Annotated in this window: 16 protein-coding genes and 1 tRNA gene; 10 read left to right on the top strand and 7 right to left on the bottom strand. The window is 40.3% G+C overall.

Annotation, left to right across the window (positions count from 1 at the left end; translation table 11 throughout):
* Positions 1-50: 50 nt before the first annotated feature.
* From ACQCT8_RS15340 to tsaD, 5 genes are all read left to right on the top strand, one after another.
* Positions 51-126: transfer RNA gene (locus ACQCT8_RS15340), tRNA-Asp, on the top strand.
* 211 nt (positions 127-337) lie between these two features.
* Positions 338-790: a tRNA (adenosine(37)-N6)-threonylcarbamoyltransferase complex ATPase subunit type 1 TsaE gene (gene tsaE, locus ACQCT8_RS15335; protein WP_426872483.1), complete on the top strand. Its 453-nt coding sequence runs from the start codon at positions 338-340 to the stop codon at positions 788-790.
* The gene (gene tsaB / locus ACQCT8_RS15330; RefSeq protein ID WP_426872481.1) at positions 787-1497 is read left to right on the top strand and encodes a tRNA (adenosine(37)-N6)-threonylcarbamoyltransferase complex dimerization subunit type 1 TsaB; all 711 of its coding nucleotides are present in this window, start codon (positions 787-789) and stop codon (positions 1495-1497) included. Before tsaE ends, tsaB begins: the two co-directional genes overlap by 4 nt.
* Complete coding sequence (gene rimI, locus ACQCT8_RS15325; RefSeq protein WP_426872479.1) at positions 1487-1939, top strand: ribosomal protein S18-alanine N-acetyltransferase; 453 nt, start codon at positions 1487-1489, stop codon at positions 1937-1939. Before tsaB ends, rimI begins: the two co-directional genes overlap by 11 nt.
* On the top strand, positions 1936-2949 hold the full coding sequence (tsaD, locus tag ACQCT8_RS15320; protein ID WP_426872477.1) for a tRNA (adenosine(37)-N6)-threonylcarbamoyltransferase complex transferase subunit TsaD: 1014 nt from the start codon (positions 1936-1938) through the stop codon (positions 2947-2949). The genes rimI and tsaD overlap by 4 nt, the downstream gene beginning before the upstream one ends.
* A gap of 327 nt (positions 2950-3276) precedes the next feature.
* Here the strand turns inward: tsaD and ACQCT8_RS15315 are convergent, their stop codons facing one another.
* The gene (locus ACQCT8_RS15315) at positions 3277-5214 is read right to left on the bottom strand and encodes an ABC-F family ATP-binding cassette domain-containing protein (protein WP_426872475.1); all 1938 of its coding nucleotides are present in this window, start codon (positions 5212-5214) and stop codon (positions 3277-3279) included.
* A gap of 309 nt (positions 5215-5523) precedes the next feature.
* Here ACQCT8_RS15315 and ACQCT8_RS15310 point away from each other — a divergent pair, with 309 nt between their 5' ends.
* The 3 genes from ACQCT8_RS15310 (at position 5524) to tatC (ending at position 7297) form a co-directional block, all read left to right on the top strand.
* On the top strand, positions 5524-6201 hold the full coding sequence (locus tag ACQCT8_RS15310; RefSeq protein WP_426872473.1) for a redox-sensing transcriptional repressor Rex: 678 nt from the start codon (positions 5524-5526) through the stop codon (positions 6199-6201).
* A gap of 97 nt (positions 6202-6298) precedes the next feature.
* On the top strand, positions 6299-6472 hold the full coding sequence (locus tag ACQCT8_RS15305; RefSeq protein ID WP_426872471.1) for a twin-arginine translocase TatA/TatE family subunit: 174 nt from the start codon (positions 6299-6301) through the stop codon (positions 6470-6472).
* An 18-nt stretch (positions 6473-6490) separates the two neighbouring features.
* Entirely contained in the window at positions 6491-7297 is an 807-nt protein-coding gene (tatC, locus tag ACQCT8_RS15300; RefSeq protein ID WP_426872469.1) for a twin-arginine translocase subunit TatC, read from the top strand.
* Positions 7298-7305: 8 nt separating this feature from the next.
* Here tatC and ACQCT8_RS15295 read toward each other — a convergent pair whose 3' ends face one another.
* The gene (locus ACQCT8_RS15295; RefSeq protein WP_426872467.1) at positions 7306-7509 is read right to left on the bottom strand and encodes a YdiK family protein; all 204 of its coding nucleotides are present in this window, start codon (positions 7507-7509) and stop codon (positions 7306-7308) included.
* The gene (locus ACQCT8_RS15290) at positions 7506-8255 is read right to left on the bottom strand and encodes a CPBP family intramembrane glutamic endopeptidase (protein ID WP_426872465.1); all 750 of its coding nucleotides are present in this window, start codon (positions 8253-8255) and stop codon (positions 7506-7508) included. Before ACQCT8_RS15290 ends, ACQCT8_RS15295 begins: the two co-directional genes overlap by 4 nt.
* Positions 8256-8500: 245 nt before the next feature.
* On the opposite strand from ACQCT8_RS15290, the gene groES reads away from it, so the two are divergent.
* Entirely contained in the window at positions 8501-8785 is a 285-nt protein-coding gene (gene groES / locus ACQCT8_RS15285; protein ID WP_426872463.1) for a co-chaperone GroES, read from the top strand.
* Between the two features lie 94 nt (positions 8786-8879).
* Positions 8880-10511: a chaperonin GroEL gene (gene groL, locus ACQCT8_RS15280; RefSeq protein WP_278241809.1), complete on the top strand. Its 1632-nt coding sequence runs from the start codon at positions 8880-8882 to the stop codon at positions 10509-10511.
* Positions 10512-10741: 230 nt separating this feature from the next.
* Here the strand turns inward: groL and ACQCT8_RS15275 are convergent, their stop codons facing one another.
* Genes ACQCT8_RS15275 through ACQCT8_RS15260 form a run of 4 tightly spaced genes read right to left on the bottom strand, consistent with a single transcriptional unit; the run spans position 10742 to position 16358 of the window.
* Positions 10742-11143: a hypothetical protein gene (locus ACQCT8_RS15275; RefSeq protein WP_426872459.1), complete on the bottom strand. Its 402-nt coding sequence runs from the start codon at positions 11141-11143 to the stop codon at positions 10742-10744.
* Positions 11136-12980, bottom strand: a complete 1845-nt coding sequence (locus ACQCT8_RS15270; RefSeq protein WP_426872457.1) for a DUF2357 domain-containing protein — start codon at positions 12978-12980, stop codon at positions 11136-11138. The genes ACQCT8_RS15275 and ACQCT8_RS15270 overlap by 8 nt, the downstream gene beginning before the upstream one ends.
* Positions 12964-14967, bottom strand: a complete 2004-nt coding sequence (locus ACQCT8_RS15265) for an McrB family protein (protein ID WP_426872455.1) — start codon at positions 14965-14967, stop codon at positions 12964-12966. Before ACQCT8_RS15265 ends, ACQCT8_RS15270 begins: the two co-directional genes overlap by 17 nt.
* The gene (locus ACQCT8_RS15260; protein ID WP_426872453.1) at positions 14964-16358 is read right to left on the bottom strand and encodes a hypothetical protein; all 1395 of its coding nucleotides are present in this window, start codon (positions 16356-16358) and stop codon (positions 14964-14966) included. Before ACQCT8_RS15260 ends, ACQCT8_RS15265 begins: the two co-directional genes overlap by 4 nt.
* Between the last annotated feature and the right edge of the window lie 110 nt (positions 16359-16468).

Here is a 16468-nt window from a genome sequence, read left to right as displayed (position 1 = left end):
GCTCATAACCCGAAGGTCGCAGGTTCAAATCCTGCCCCCGCAATTACCAAGGTCCCGTGGTGTAGCGGTTAACATGCCTGCCTGTCACGCAGGAGATCGCCGGTTCGATCCCGGTCGGGACCGCCATTTTCCATGAATTCATTCATGGTTATTTTTTTTGTCTAAAACCGGCAAGCTCCAGAGTAGGGGACTTTGCCTTTCGTAAAAAATCATGTACACTAATAGAAGCTTACACATCATGACTGACTCCAAACGGGTGAGTCTTTTTTAATGAAATAATAGAATCGATCAAAGAGTTATCAATAAAGATGAAAAGATAAAAATGGGGGAACGTGCAGTGATTTATAACTGGAATTCAAACCATCCGGATGAAACTGCCGAATTTGCCTGTAAGCTGGGTGAGCTTCTAAAGGCCGGTGATGTGCTTACACTGGAGGGCGATCTTGGTGCAGGGAAAACCGCTTTTTCTAAAGGGGTCGCCAAGGGACTCGGTGTAACTAGAACGGTCAACAGTCCTACCTTTACCATTATGAAAGAATATATGGGAAGGCTTCCTCTTTATCATATGGACGTCTATCGTCTTGGAGAAGAGGGCGAAGATCTGGGTTTTCAAGAATACTTTGAAGGTGAAGGGGTGTGTCTTGTAGAATGGGCACACTTAATAGAAGAACAGCTTCCCCAGCAGCGGCTTGAAATCTCAATCTTTTATGAGGGTGAGCATACCAGACGATTTGAACTGCGTCCTGCAGGTGAAAGATACGAAGAGCTTTGTAAGGAGATTTTGCGATGAATGTACTTGTAATTGATACTTCAGCTGTTCCGTTGTCCATTGCACTTTTGAATGAACAAACGGTTTTAGCTGAAACAATGATCAACAGAAAAAAAAATCACTCGCTTCAGGCGATGCCTGCAATTGAATCCATGCTGCGATCCGTTGATCTGGCTCCAAAGGATTTAACACGGATTGTCGTGGCGAAAGGTCCTGGATCCTACACAGGTGTGAGAATTGGGGTTACGCTAGCGAAAACGCTGGCCTGGACACTCTCGATTCCGCTTGTTGCCGTTTCGAGCCTGGCTGCTTTGACAGGACCGGGCCGATATTTCAACGGCTTTGTCTGCCCTGTGTTTAACGCACGAAGAGGACAGGCGTATACCGGTTTATACACCTATAAAAATCAGGAGCTTGTTCAGGTGAAGGAAGATATGAACGGCTTGATGGAAGATTGGCTGGATGAATTAGTGAAGCTAGATGAAAAAATATTGTTTACAGGACAGGATGCAGCTGTTTTTCGTGAACAAATCGAGGACAAGCTTGGCGATCAGGCCGTTTTTGCTTCACTAGCAGAGAATATGCCGCGCGCAGCTGAACTTGGGTTAATCGGGATGAAAATGGAACCGGGAAATGTGCATGATGTCGTGCCAAATTATATAAGAATGGCTGAAGCAGAAACAAAATGGCTGGAACAGCAAAAGAAGGCGGATTCTCATGAAGGATGAGCTGGAGTTCCGCTGGATGACCATGAATGATATAGATGCGGTCCTTACTGTAGAGCAGGAATCGTTTTCTGTGCCATGGAAGCGGGTTGCCTTTGAAAATGAATTAACGGTGAACCAGTTTGCTAAATATCTTCTATTGGTGAAGGACGAAGAGGTCATTGGCTATTGCGGACTGTGGCTGATTATGGACGAAGCGCATGTGACTAACATTGCGATCCTTCCAAAGCTGCGCGGTCAGAAACTGGGCGAGCGATTAATGAAAAAAGTGCTCGAACTTGCGGAGGATGCCGGGGCAAGAACGGTTACACTTGAAGTGCGCGTCAGCAACGACATTGCCCGTTCTCTTTATAAAAAACTCGGGTTTTTAGATGGCGGCATCAGGAAAAATTATTATACAGATAATCAGGAGGATGCGTTAGTCATGTGGGTGGAATTAAGATGACAAACCAAACATTAATATTGGGAATTGAAACTAGCTGTGATGAAACGGCTGCATCTGTCGTTAGAGGAGGAACGGAGATTCTTTCAAACGTCGTTTCTTCGCAAATAGAAAGCCATAAACGCTTTGGCGGGGTGGTCCCGGAAATTGCCTCGAGGCACCATGTAGAACAGGTGACGATTGTGGTGGAAGAGGCATTAAGCCAGGCTGAATTGTCAATTGAAGATATCGATGCGATTGCGGTTACAGAAGGACCCGGACTCGTGGGGGCGTTATTAATTGGGGTCAATGCTGCAAAAGCGATCGCCTTTGCTCATGCAAAGCCGCTGATCGGTGTGCACCATATCGCAGGCCATATTTATGCGAACCGGTTATGCAAGGAAATGACGTTTCCTTTAGTGTCGCTTGTTGTTTCCGGAGGACATACAGAGCTTGTTCTCATGAAAGAGCATGGCTCCTATGAAGTGATCGGCGAAACGAGAGATGATGCAGCCGGAGAGGCGTACGATAAAGTAGCCCGAACACTTGGACTTCCATATCCAGGCGGACCGCATATCGACCGTTTGGCTCAAGAAGGCAAGCCGGTGATTAAACTGCCAAGAGCCTGGCTTGAAGAAGGGTCATTTGACTTCAGCTTCAGCGGATTGAAATCTTCAGTTATCAACACCCTTCATAATGCAGAGCAGCGCGGGGAACAGCTTGATGCGAAAGATCTCGCAGCCAGCTTTCAGGAAAGTGTCATTGATGTGCTGGTAACGAAAACAGAGCGTGCAGTCAGCCAATTTGGAGCTAAACAGCTGCTAATCGCAGGTGGTGTAGCGGCAAATAAAGGACTTCGTGACAGATTAAATGAAACCTTTAATGACCGTGCGGATATAGAACTAGTCATTCCGCCGTTGTCTCTTTGTACAGATAATGCGGCCATGATCGCAGCAGCCGGCACCATTTCCTATGAACAGGGGAAACGTTCGGATTATACGCTTAATGGGAATCCAGGACTGGAGCTCAGATAACAAAATCATCAGGTTATTTGCCTGATGATTTTTTAAATTGTAAGAACATTTGTACTTGTTCACAGTCTGTTGATAACCTGTTGATAAGTGTAAAATTCCTGTGTAAAAACTGTAAAAAGTTCAGTGTGTCGTTAACTGTGGATAATGTGGATAAAATCTATTTAGTATGTAGATAATGTGGAAAACGATCTTGATAACTGTATAAAAGCTGTGCGATTTGTGGGTAACTCTGTGGACTGTTACACGGATGTCATCGTTTCAACATATTTCGACTCATTTATATTTACATTAAAAAAGAGCGGATATTCACATCCGCTCTGAAAAAATCTATTCTTCCAGCTCTTCTTCAAGAGAAGCCCATTCTTCCATTAGTCCGTCCATGACCGCTTTTGCCTGTTCAATTGCTTCGTTGCATTCCATTACTTTTTCGTGATCCTGAAAGATGTCAGGGTCACAGAGAATGTTTTCATTTTCCTCGATTTGAGATTCGAGCTCTGTGATTTGAATTTCAATTTCTTCGAGTCTGCGCCGCTTTTGGCGTTCTTTCTTTTTTTGCTCCTTATCCATTTGAAAGCTGTTTTTGTCTTTCTGGGGGGACAGGGAAGGGTTGGCTGCTTCAGCCTGTTCACGCTCGTATGCTTCATGCTCTTCTTTTTCAAGCTTTTTCTCGATGTAATAATCATAGTCTCCAAGAAATTCTGTTGCGCCGTCAGGAGAGAGCTCAAGTACTTTAGAAGCGATGCGGTTGATAAAGTACCGGTCATGGGAAACAAACAGAATGGTTCCGGGAAAATCCATCAAGGCATTTTCGAGAATTTCCTTACTGTCAAGATCCAGGTGATTGGTCGGCTCATCTAAAATTAAAAGATTCGATTGCTGCATCATGAGCTTGGCGAGTGCGAGTCTTGCTTTTTCGCCTCCGCTCAGTGCGTTAACCGGCTTTAACACATCCTCACCTGAAAACAGGAAATTGCCGAGAACAGTGCGAATGTCTTTTTCGTTTTTCATCGGGTAGTCATCCCAGAGTTCGTTTAACACGGTTTTACGGGAATTCAGCTCTGCCTGCTCCTGATCGTAATAGCCGATGCTGACATTAGAACCATATTGAATCGTGCCTGCATGAGGTTCGAGTTTTTTTACGATCGTCTTCAGCAGAGTGGATTTCCCGACTCCATTGGGTCCGATTAACGCCAGGCTGTCCTGACGGGTGATCGATGTGGAGATATGGCTTGAAAGGGGACGATCGTAGCCGATTGAGAGATCGTTCAGCTTCAGCACATCATTGCCGCTTTGACGATCGATCGAAAAAGCAAAGCTTGCTGATTTTTCATCTCCTTGCGGGCGGTCCATTTTGTCCATTTTCTCAAGCTTTTTGCGCCGGCTTTGAGCCTGTTTGGTTGTGGAGGCACGAACAAGATTGCGCGCAATAAAGTCCTCGAGCTTCGCAATTTCTCCCTGCTGCTTTTCAAACTCTTTAACTTCACGCTCATAGCTTAAGGCTTTTTGGTCGAGGTAATAGCTGTAGTTTCCGTGATATTTGCGTGAGCGGTGACGGGAGAGCTCGACCACTTGATTCACGACCTTATCAAGGAAATACCGGTCATGCGACACAATCAAAATGGCGCCGGGATAGCCCTGTAAATATTGCTCAAGCCAGGACAGGGTTTCAATGTCCAAATGGTTAGTCGGCTCATCCAGGATCATGATATCCGGCTTGGTCAAAAGCATTTTACCCAGTGCCAGTCTCGTTTTCTGTCCGCCGCTTAACGTTGAAATGGCGGTATCATGATCCATCTGTCCAAAGCGCAGTCCGTGCAGAACCGAGCGGATGTCGGCTTCATACTGATAGCCTCCCTGGTCTTTAAACGCAACCTGCAGGGCGTCGTACTCCTTCATCACGCGTTCATAGCGCTCACTGTTTTCATACACCTCTGGGTCCGCCATTTGCCGTTCGGTTTCCCGCAGCTTAACTTCCATTTTTTTCAGATGGTCAAAGACAGACAGCATTTCTTCCCAGATCGACAGCTGGGATTCGAGTCCGCTGTGCTGCTCCAGGTAGCCAAGAGAGACTTCCTTTGGCTTGATGATTTCTCCTTCATCATAGGACATGCTGCCGGCAATCATTTTCAGCAGGGTGGATTTCCCCGCACCGTTTCGCCCAACGAGTGCGATGCGGTCTTTCGTTTGAACTTCGAGCTTTATATTGGAAAGAATCTCTTCAGCACCAAATGCTTTTGAGAGTCCGTTAACTTGCAGTAAAATCATTCAGGCTCACCTCATTTTCTTCCTTTCAGTGTATCGCATGAAAGAACAGATGTGCAATATAACGAATTTGTGAAAGAGCATGCAAACTTTGCACAGAGGGAACGGAATGGTGTATGATAAATTTAAATGGTTTGTATATATTGGATACAGAAGCGAAAAAATGCTTTTCTGCCTATAGAGAAACGCTGCACATCTGATGCATTTGCAGTCGGATATGTTGGAAGCGTTAACAGATTTTTGACTACTTCACATGATTTTACGGGCTACCGTTTAGATCATCCCATGATGGAGTCTAAAGGGAGTGAAACAATGAATCAGGAAATGAAAATACCTCAAGCGACAGCCAAAAGGCTTCCTCTATATTACCGCTTTTTGAAGAACCTTCATTCTTCAGGGAAGCAGCGAGTGTCATCAAAAGAGCTGAGTGAAGCTGTAAAGGTGGATTCAGCCACCATCCGCCGCGACTTTTCTTATTTTGGTGCGTTAGGAAAAAAGGGATATGGCTATAATGTTAATTATCTCCTGACGTTTTTCAGAAAAACGCTGGACCAGGATGAAGTCACGAAGGTGATTTTAATTGGAGTGGGGAATCTCGGGACCGCATTCCTTCATTATAACTTTTTGAAAAACAACAACACAAAAATTGAAATGGCGTTTGATGCCGATCCTAAAAAAGCAGGAACGTCGATTGGGGATGTGCCGATCTTTTCCATGGACGAGCTTGAGGAGCGGGTGGCGGACAGTGACATTGAAGTTGCGATCCTCACAGTGCCAGCCGGACCTGCACAGACGATTACCGACCGCCTTGTTCCGATGAATATTAAGGGCATTCTGAATTTTACGCCTGCGCGGCTGAATGTCCCGGATCAAATCCGCATCCACCATATTGATCTGGCTGTTGAGCTTCAATCGCTGATTTATTTTCTGCGCCATTACGGAGCAGAAGAAGACGTAGAACCGTCACAATTGGGTGAAGGAATAGAATAGCCAAACAAGCCCAAATGATTTATGATAAAACTACAGCCTTCATCATTTACAGACTGTTGCCTTAATGGGCATAAGAACGAAAAGGAGGTACATGAATATGCCAGGTCCAATGAGCCTAGTCATCATCGCGATTGTCGCTCTATTGATTTTTGGTCCGAAAAAGCTTCCGGAACTCGGAAAAGCAGCGGGCAGCACGCTTCGTGAATTCAAAGACGCAACCAAAGGTTTAGCTGATGACGACGATGATAAGAAGAAAGAAGAGAAGCACTAAAAACGGGATGGTGGCCATATGAACGAGAAAGATATGTCCGTCCATGATCATATAAATGAAATAAGAAAACGACTCATCATTGTAGTCGTTTTCTTTGTCTTTGCGATTGCCGTCGGATTTTTCCTAGCGGAGCCTCTCATGAAGTTTCTGCAATCCTCTGATGAAGCACAGCAAATGACGCTTAACGCATTCCGGGTGACAGATCCCGTAAAGATCTACTTTCAAATCATCCTTTTTATTGCGTTTATCATGACGGCGCCTTTAATATTATTTCAGCTCTGGTCCTTTGTCAGCCCGGGGCTTCATGAACGGGAACGGCGCGTAACGTTAAGCTATATTCCGGCATCTGCCCTATTGTTTTTAGGCGGCCTTGCCTTTGCTTATTTTATTCTGTTTCCGTTTGTGGTTCAGTTTATGATGAATTTATCCGACAGCCTCGGCATTGAGCAGGTCATCGGAATCAATGAATATTTTCAATTTTTATTTCAAATGACAATCCCATTCGGCTTTTTGTTTCAGCTGCCGGTGATCATGCTGTTTGTGACGCGGCTTGGCATTGTGACCCCGATGGTTCTATCCAAAATCAGAAAGTATGCGTACTTTGTGCTGATTGTGGTGGCGGCGTTTGTGACCCCGCCGGATATTTTTTCTCATCTTCTTGTAACGGTTCCGCTGCTGATTTTATATGAAATTAGTTTGTGGATTGCCAAAATCGGCTACCGAAAAGCGCTGAAAGCAGAAGCAAAGCAGCGGGAGATCGATGAAAAAGAAAGAAGAGAACGGATTGACCGGGAATTGGCCAATCAAAAAAGCAGCGGCGAATAATTTCGCCGCTACTTTTTTTGGTCTAAATGCTTTTTAATTCGAAAATGAAGCGCAATTAACCGGATGCCGGCTCCAATATCATAGGTCGCGAACAGAATGAGAAGGTACGCGAAAAATCCCCAGCCCTCTGAATTCACCGTATTAATCGCAAAGTACGTAAATACAACTCCAAGCAGCATGTAAATAATGCCGTGAGTTAACGGCTTCCTCATACAATCACTCCAATAATCCCGCGAAGCAGGATAAACATTGCTTCATTCATTTCCATTAGTTCCTCCAGCTGATCTGCAAACACAAACTGAACAAGTACCACAAAGGAGTTAATGGCAATATGCGCAATAATCGGGACAATAATACGCTTGGTCATCGCATAAAGGAACGCGAAAGCAAAGCCCATCGCTGTGTAAATTAGAATATGCGTGAAATCCAAATGAATGGCCGCAAAAATTAACGCACTCAGCATACCGGAAATAAAGAAATTATACTTGCGGTACAGCCAGCCGAAAATGACGCCCCGGAACACAATCTCTTCTAAGATCGGTCCAAAAACGGCTACGGCCAAAGCAGCCACCGGTACATATTCAAGCAGGGATATAATATCTGCCGTATTTTCAGAGCCCGGCTCAATGCCAATCAGCATCTCAATCATCGCTGCGACCATCTGACTGAAGAAGGCAAGGAAAACCCCCGCAATCGACCACACAACGACCATTCCTGCATTTGAACGCTCTCCCGGAAGATCAAGCGCGCCTTTACGCTTATTTAGAAGAATCAGCGTGATGATTAAGGTCACGAGGAAGCTGAAGAACACCCAGTAGCCGGCTGCATAGTTTTCCATCGCCGCAGGATCTGCATCTGTCCATCGCATACCGCCCAGATATAAAAGCGGAACGCCGACAATGCCGGAAAGCTGCATCACGATGTAAGCAATAATAATAATCAGAAAGGTTCGATTCACATGTATTCCCCTTTAATCCATTTTTCTCGACGTGCCGCAATACAAATGCCGATAAACTATATTCTACTAATAAAACAGACCCTCATCAAATTTAACCCCTCAAAAAAGGGCAGAATATGTCGGAAAAAAAGTAAACGTTTGTGCTTGCAAAAAAGGTGAGGATTCTTTATCATAATAACTGTGTTAGCACTCGGATAGTTAGAGTGCTAATAAAGAGAACACATATCTTAAGGAGGTTGTTTCACTTGTTAAAACCATTAGGTGATCGCGTAGTAATTGAGTTGGTAGAGTCAGAAGAAAAAACATCAAGCGGGATTGTTCTTCCGGACAGCGCAAAAGAAAAGCCGCAGGAAGGCAGAATTGTTGCAGTCGGAACAGGCCGCGTTCTTGAAAACGGAGAAACTGTTGCACTTGAAGTTTCTGTTGAAGACCGCATTATCTTCTCGAAATACGCTGGAACAGAAGTGAAATATCAAGGCAGTGAATACTTAATCCTTCGTGAGAGCGACATTCTAGCAATCGTTGGATAATCAACAACCACTTACTTATTAAATAAAGAGCACGATAAAATACATCAGGCAGACGGAATTTTCCCGGCGCCTGCAAAACAGGAGGAACCTTAACATGGCTAAAGATATTAAATTTAGTGAAGAAGCTCGCCGTTCGATGCTTCGCGGTGTCGATCAACTTGCAAACGCAGTTAAAGTAACACTTGGACCAAAAGGACGGAACGTGGTTCTTGAGAAAAAATTTGGTTCACCACTAATTACAAATGATGGCGTAACCATCGCAAAAGAAATCGAGCTTGAAGATGCATTTGAAAACATGGGTGCAAAGCTTGTCGCTGAAGTAGCAAGCAAAACAAATGAAATTGCCGGTGACGGTACAACAACTGCAACGGTTCTAGCGCAAGCGATGATCCGTGAAGGCCTTAAAAACGTTACAGCTGGTGCGAACCCTGTAGGCGTACGTAAAGGTATCGAAAAAGCGGTTGTGGCAGCACTTGAAGAGCTGAAAGCCATCTCTAAACCAATCGAAGGCAAAGAATCCATTGCACAGGTTGCAGCGATTTCTTCTGCTGACGAAGAAGTCGGTCAATTGATCGCTGAAGCTATGGAGCGCGTTGGCAACGACGGCGTGATCACGATCGAAGAATCACGCGGCTTCACAACAGAGCTTGATGTAGTAGAAGGTATGCAATTCGACCGCGGATATGCCTCACCTTACATGGTAACCGATTCAGATAAAATGGAAGCGGTTCTTGAAAATCCATATATCTTAATCACAGACAAGAAAATCGGCAACATTCAAGAAGTACTTCCTGTTCTTGAGCAGGTTGTTCAGCAAGGCAAACCGCTTCTAATCGTAGCGGAAGACGTAGAAGGCGAAGCGCTTGCTACACTTGTTGTGAACAAGCTTCGCGGAACATTCAATGCAGTAGCGGTTAAAGCTCCTGGATTCGGTGACCGCCGTAAAGCGATGCTTGAAGACTTAGCGGTTCTAACTGGCGCTGAAGTGATCACAGAAGACCTTGGCCTTGATCTTAAATCAGCCAACGTATCTCAGCTTGGACGCGCAGCGAAAGTAGTCGTAACAAAAGAAAACACAACCGTTGTGGAAGGTGCCGGCGAAGCTGACAAAATCGGTTCACGTGTAGGCCAAATCCGTGCTCAGTTGGAAGAAACCACTTCTGAATTCGACAAAGAGAAATTGCAGGAGCGCCTTGCGAAATTAGCTGGCGGTGTTGCGGTAATCAAAGTAGGAGCAGCAACTGAAACAGAGCTTAAAGAACGTAAACTGCGCATCGAAGACGCTTTGAACTCAACGCGTGCAGCAGTTGAAGAAGGAATCGTATCCGGTGGTGGTACAGCTCTAGTGAACGTCTACAACAAAGTAGCGGCAGTAGAAGCAGAAGGCGACGTGGCAACAGGCATCAACATCGTGCTTCGTGCACTTGAAGAGCCAATCCGTCAAATCGCACACAACGCAGGTCTTGAAGGCTCCATCATCGTTGAGCGCCTGAAAAAAGAAGAAATCGGCGTAGGCTTCAACGCAGCCAACGGCCAATGGGTCAACATGATCGACACAGGCATCGTAGACCCAACTAAAGTAACACGCTCTGCACTTCAAAACGCAGCATCCGTAGCAGCCATGTTCCTAACAACAGAAGCAGTCGTAGCCGACATTCCAGAAGAGAATGGCGGAGGCGGAATGCCTGACATGGGCGGCATGGGTGGAATGGGCGGCATGATGTAAGGGTTCTTGAAGCCAAGCATCGACTGCAATTCTGAGAAGTAGTTATTTTTAAAAAAATCAATAGCAAAAACCACTTCCTATAAAAATTAGGGAGTGGTTTTTTGTCTTATAAAAATTAGCGTATCAAGACTTTTTTAGATTATAAACATTTCAAGAAAACGACTATATAGTAGAATTATGATGTATGTGGAAAAATAATTATAAAATAGGCACCTAAAAAGTGGCCAATATTAATCTGCTGCAATTAAGTTGTGATAGTGGTTTGAACCATATCTATCCCATAATAAATACAGTTCTTCAACTTGTTCCTCCCTTAAATGTGAAAATGTTTTTATAAATTCAGAAAGAATATTTTGTTTTAGCGAAACAAAACCACCTTTTACTTGTTCTTCTTCAATCAATAAAAATAACAAGTGGTTCTTCCCAACAAATTGGTTTGTATATAGATTGTCAGAAGGCTCCATAATAATTAGCCTGAAAATTGAAGACGGACCATAAAGTTCGTAATAGGCAGATTTATTGTTACCTGAAAAATTATTTATTCCTGTTGAGTTTTCATCCATTAGAAGTTTTGGTCCATCTACAAATTTTCCGCGAAGAATTTTTTGGATTTCTTGCTCTTTATTAAGCATATACTCTATCCTCCCCTACTTGAGATAAGAAGTTATCAACGTTTTCTTTTAAGATATCGTATCCAAATGGTTTTTCACCAGTTGAAAGGTTGCTGGGTTCTAGTTGAATATATATTATTGTTTCCCCATAAACATGGTCAGCGATGACAGAATTTCTTCCCTTTTGTCTTGGGTATAATACAATAACTTGTTTAATAGGTGTTTTTACTGGATCTTCTATGTCCTTCGAATCAAAGTACTCAAGTTTCTTAAAATCTTTTAGCTGAGACTTAATATCTGGCTCAATCTCTTCGTTTATTAGATAACGATGATGTCGACATTTTGATTCAATAATAAGTCCTGCTTTTCCTGAATAAAGTCTCCCATCTAGTTTGTATATCGTAAGTCGAATATCAGGTCGTCTTCCGTCACTATTAAAATAACGACTATAACTTAAATCAACAATAGACGATTCAAGCTCTTTATCATAGGCAAGTTCAATATAATGGTCACTATGTGGTTTTTCAAATTTTAATATTGTATCTTGGGGAAGCGTTCCTATATGTTGATGAGGACTATCTTTATTAGCTAGCCATCCCTCTACCCAGCTATAACCATTCTCCCTCATTATATCAATTAATATACCTACATTGTAATATTCAAAGAGTTGCCAGGTTCTCCGAAATTGAACTCCTGGAATTTTAGAATTCACATGCTTAGTCTCTAATTTAAGTAATTCATTATATAATGTGTATAATCTCCTATAACGATGATCTTTTAAAAGCCTCTGGGTAACCTTTTTTGGTTTATGCGATGGCAAGGGCTGAATCCATGGTGCTTTCTCGAGGTCAGTAAAAATATACATTGTTTCCCGTAGTTGTTGTTTATACCTAAGATAAGAACTCCTTTCTTTTTCTAGTTCTTCAATCCGCGAGTTTATGCGTTTCCTTGTGTCTTTCAAACTCCTAAAAGTTTTTTTATATCCAAATGAATTTTGCCTCAGCTCCATTTGTTCACTATTATATTTTAATCGGGTTTGTTGCTGTTCCACCTTATTTGAAATAGAAACTATCTCTTTCTGAAAATTAACTTCAAGTTTTCTTATTGCTTGTAGAAAATAATTGATAATATACTTTACCCATTGATTTTCAATATTAATTAGAGTCATTTGAGCATGCTTTTCATAATGCAGCATTGGTGTATGTGGGAAAAAATTTTTTTGTCCACCTTTTTGAGCATACCATCTAAAACTTTTTCGATCGGGTTTTCGAGTTTTATTAGTAATATTATATTCACTAACTAGATCTGTGATAGGATCTTTAATTATAAGCTCAAAATTACGTCGCACATGATTCCTATGTTTATTAATAAACTGGAATAATTGTAATAATGTTGGATTAATATCAGGAACTGGAGCTGCCATTCCTAACCGTTGTTTAACTAGATCGTAAGACAATCCTTTTAATAAATTTTCAAGGTATTGCCTCAAATTAAGGAGCGACTCACTAGAAAAGTTTTTAGAAATAACGTTGTAATATGAATAATATCTTATTCCTTTAAAATATACTTCAAATGGGTACTGCCCAGGTACTAGCATATGTTCAGTATTTTCTCCAACCATGATGGTCACATTCCCATCTGATTCACTAATCTCAATAACTTCTTCTGTTTGATATGTTTCAACTTTTAACTTGCCACTAGGATCATAAGGACTATAAAGTCTTACTTGGACTTTTGCATATTCACTGACATCAATACCAGAGTATATAACCTGAGTATTATCTAATAACGCCTCTTTGACAATGGGGGGGGAATTTTGGCGATGTATAGTGAAATATACTCTAGGTCGCATATCCATTTAAAGTTAGCTCCCTTGCTTTTCGTTGTAAGTCTTTTTTCGTTTTATCAAAGCTACTTATCAAAGCAGATTCCTCACTACCAAAGAGCTTATACAATTCTCCACTTGGTTCTTCGTCATCACCTAAAGATCCAATTAGGTTTTCATAAATTTCAATTGGCCCTCTAATTTTCGTAATAACTCTTTGTTTAATGAATAGATCAATTGCTCTTTCCCGATTAATAATATATCCTCCCGCCAAATCATAAGGTAAGTTGTTTAAGTAATCGCCCATTCTTATTATATTTCTAATAGAGAATCCTTTTTGTGGATCAACCTTAGATATGGCAGCATCCAGTTGATCAAAAAATTCTAATTCAGAGTCTTTAAAAGCCTCCCAACAACCTTTTTCACTTTTCCAAGTTGAATAGACCTCCCCATAAGCATCCTCCAATCCTGAACTTTTTTGGCTATTATCTGTAAATTGTTCTAATTCCTCTTTAATCTCTTTAAAAGAACGTTTTTCTAATACTACAACGTTTGACCGGTCTAGTAGGCGGTCTGAAATATCTTTTGTAGTTTCATCGGTATTCATGGTTCCCACAATAACGAGGTTATTCTTTAATTTAATGCTATGCTTATATTTTTGACTGTTATGGCAAACGGAATCTTTGCTGTAAAGGTTTAGGAATCGTTCTCTTTCTTCTAGTTCTAATAATGAAATAAAAGGAGAAAAATAATGCTCAATTTGACTTAAGTTCATTTCATCCATTATAAGTAGATGAATTTGATTTTCATTTTCCTGAGCATGAATAAGAAAGTCAACCAACCCGGTTTCTGCAGGCATATAAAGACCTGTTGAAGGATTTAAATATCCCAATATATCTCCTGGTTCTGTATAAGCGGGAGATATAGGCATAATAAGCATAGTCTTTTTCTCCTGGCTTAGTCCTAATGCTTCTGCATAAGTCGTTGCTAATTTTGTTTTGCCAATCCCACTCTGTCCAGATAATATTGTTAGTGCACTTGATTTAAGGCTTGTATGGAAATTAATTAAGTCTTCCATGCTATATACCAATTTTTTCACCTTAGCAATTTGTTCAAGATCCCGGATAAATGTTTTTTCATCTAATTTTTGAGTAGATTCGTCTACTTCCTCAACTTGTATTAGGCTATCTTCTTTTGCTTGCTGTTCAGTGGTAGTGCTTTTTTTCTCCCAATCTCCAATAAAAGTTCCTTCAAAGTCTAATCGGTCTGCTATAGTCGTAAACATGAATTTTTCATCCATGAATACCAAGCTAGGTCTTTCAGATCCACTATTTTTTTGAATCTCTTCTTGAGTGATCATAATTCTTTTTACTGTAAAAGGAGAGATTATGACTCTAGCATGATGGTTTTTAGATGAATCAATTCTCCATTGATTTTCTTTTATATTTCCATATATATAGTCTCCACAGAGAATATAGCTTGGCGCAGGCATAGCATGATTATATTGTTCAAAATTTATAGGTTCTTCTGCTAACAATTTAGCTTCAAATTCAATTGGATCATGATTTACTCGAGGGACTGCATGATATTCAATACCCTCAATCCAATCTTCTTCCACAATAATGTCATCAATATTTTTGTGATAACGATCGTTTCTTTCTTGGTAAGTTAATACTGGTCTAAATAAAAGAAGTTTACCTTCAAGTTTCTCCCGAATAGCAGTAATCTTTTTGTTGATATCTGTACTATGTTTAAATTCTAAAGGAAGATTAATACTTTTGCTGCCAAATCCAATGTATAGATTTGACATACTTACCCTTTCTTGAACTAAAGTTATTTCTTTTGGTTCTTGGGTGAGGGGTTTAATGTAGAATAATACATCATTCATTTTTTCGGAATAAGTGACAGGTTCATCGTCATCTCCTAACCCTCTGGGGAGATAATCATTTTTCGAGGCTAAAACGCCTACCATGTAATTTTCTTTTATCTGCTCTAAGTGCCTTGTTGCATACGTTGTCATATTTTAGCTCCTTTTCTTATTAATGTTTTCATATAACCAATCCATTCAATTGCTTCCTTGATGTTATCAAAATCTACTGGGATGTAATCTTTATTACTTAATTGAATTTCTTTTTCAATTTCTCTAAATTTCTTTGTAGATAAGCCATTCATGGATAAGTAGATAGTTTTTAATGTTGAATTGTTTAAGAAAGAAGTAAGATTATGTTCAGCATGAATCAGAGGGATCTCTGGATATATTTCTTTAATAACCTCAAAATCATACATACATATTATTCCCCAATCAATAATAATGGAATTCTCATGTTTAAATTGGTTAACTCTTTCATTTTCTATAAGTTCTTGTATAACAAATTTCTTTTCAAGAGATCTAATCTCTTTATTGAACTTATTTTCTAACTTCTTTATTTCATTGCTATGTTTTACTGTGGTTTCATCTTGTTCAAAGTAAAGAATATTATATTTGTCCTCCCAGTCTTTAAGGGAATTAGATAACGTTTGAATCTCAGACTTTAATTTTTTATTATGTTTAGAAATAGTATTAATGTCAGATTTAAAATCCGCAATTTCATCGTTCTTTTCTTGAAGACGTGTTTTAATTGCTATTTGTTGTTCTTCAATATTTTTAATGGCATTATCGATTTTATCCTTAACGCTTTCTGAGTGAGATTTTAATGTATCGAATAAAGCCTCTATTGTAAGTAGGGTTAAGATATCAAAATCCTCTTCTGGGTGGGTCTCAATATAAGCCATATGAGAAATAGGTAACCTATATTTGTTATAAAAAGATTCTCTTTCGTTGTAGTATTGAAGAATGTCATAGTTCTTAAGTTGATCTTTACATTCTTCTAACTCTATTTTTAAATCATCTGGCTGAAAAGGTATCAAAAGCTCAACGACATTTTGAGGAGCTTTCTTACCTGCAAAATCGTGAAACTTTCTAATGAATTTTTTTAGATCATCTACATCTTGAAAACCTTCATCAAATTTAAATGGATTTTTTCCTTGTTTTATAATTTCCTCGAAATCATTAATTTTATTTCTGGTTTCTTGAGGATAAACTAATAGTAGATTTGCAAAACGTATGTAGTTTGGCACATCCTTATTTAGTTCACTCAATAATAATAAGTGATCTTTAAAGTTTTCCCCTTGCTGATCAGTAGTTTTTGTATATTTATTAATGTAAAGATAGAATGGATTTGATCCACCACTTCTTCTCATTCGTTTCATATTAGGGGTCATAGATTTAAAAACTTTTTTAATCTGAATTTTTTTTTGTTCGAGGGTAGCAGTTTCTTTTCTAGCGCCTGTAGGGTTCTCCTTAAAGAAAGTTAATATATTGTTTGCTTCATCATCATCAATTAACTCAACAAATAGTTCCATTTCTGTCACTTAATTTCACTCCTTTACTTAGGTTATTATACCATTATAAGGTATTTTTTTTTGATTTTTTTTCTAGCTTTGACATTAGATTATTGATAAAAAATACATTCACACAAAAG

It is taken from the genome of Jeotgalibacillus proteolyticus (assembly GCF_050107735.1).
Taxonomy (GTDB): Bacteria; Bacillota; Bacilli; order Bacillales; family Jeotgalibacillaceae; genus Jeotgalibacillus; species Jeotgalibacillus proteolyticus_A.
The sequence above is the reverse complement of the archived record's forward strand: the minus strand, read 5'-3'. Positions and strand labels throughout refer to the sequence as shown.

Bases quoted from the DNA above. Each gene is read 5' to 3' on its own strand.
- ACQCT8_RS15310 (WP_426872473.1), top strand. From the start codon at position 5,524: ATGAATCAGGAAATGAAAATACCTCAAGCGACAGCCAAAAGGCTTCCT.
- ACQCT8_RS15305 (WP_426872471.1), top strand. From the start codon at position 6,299: ATGCCAGGTCCAATGAGCCTAGTCATCATCGCGATTGTCGCTCTATTG.
- ACQCT8_RS15275 (WP_426872459.1), bottom strand. From the start codon at position 11,143: ATGCTTAATAAAGAGCAAGAAATCCAAAAAATTCTTCGCGGAAAATTT.
- tatC (WP_426872469.1), top strand. From the start codon at position 6,491: ATGAACGAGAAAGATATGTCCGTCCATGATCATATAAATGAAATAAGA.
- tsaD (WP_426872477.1), top strand. From the start codon at position 1,936: ATGACAAACCAAACATTAATATTGGGAATTGAAACTAGCTGTGATGAA.
- tsaB (WP_426872481.1), top strand. From the start codon at position 787: ATGAATGTACTTGTAATTGATACTTCAGCTGTTCCGTTGTCCATTGCA.
- rimI (WP_426872479.1), top strand. From the start codon at position 1,487: ATGAAGGATGAGCTGGAGTTCCGCTGGATGACCATGAATGATATAGAT.
- ACQCT8_RS15315 (WP_426872475.1), bottom strand. From the start codon at position 5,214: ATGATTTTACTGCAAGTTAACGGACTCTCAAAAGCATTTGGTGCTGAA.
- ACQCT8_RS15270 (WP_426872457.1), bottom strand. From the start codon at position 12,980: ATGGATATGCGACCTAGAGTATATTTCACTATACATCGCCAAAATTCC.
- groL (WP_278241809.1), top strand. From the start codon at position 8,880: ATGGCTAAAGATATTAAATTTAGTGAAGAAGCTCGCCGTTCGATGCTT.
- ACQCT8_RS15265 (WP_426872455.1), bottom strand. From the start codon at position 14,967: ATGACAACGTATGCAACAAGGCACTTAGAGCAGATAAAAGAAAATTAC.
- ACQCT8_RS15295 (WP_426872467.1), bottom strand. From the start codon at position 7,509: ATGAGGAAGCCGTTAACTCACGGCATTATTTACATGCTGCTTGGAGTT.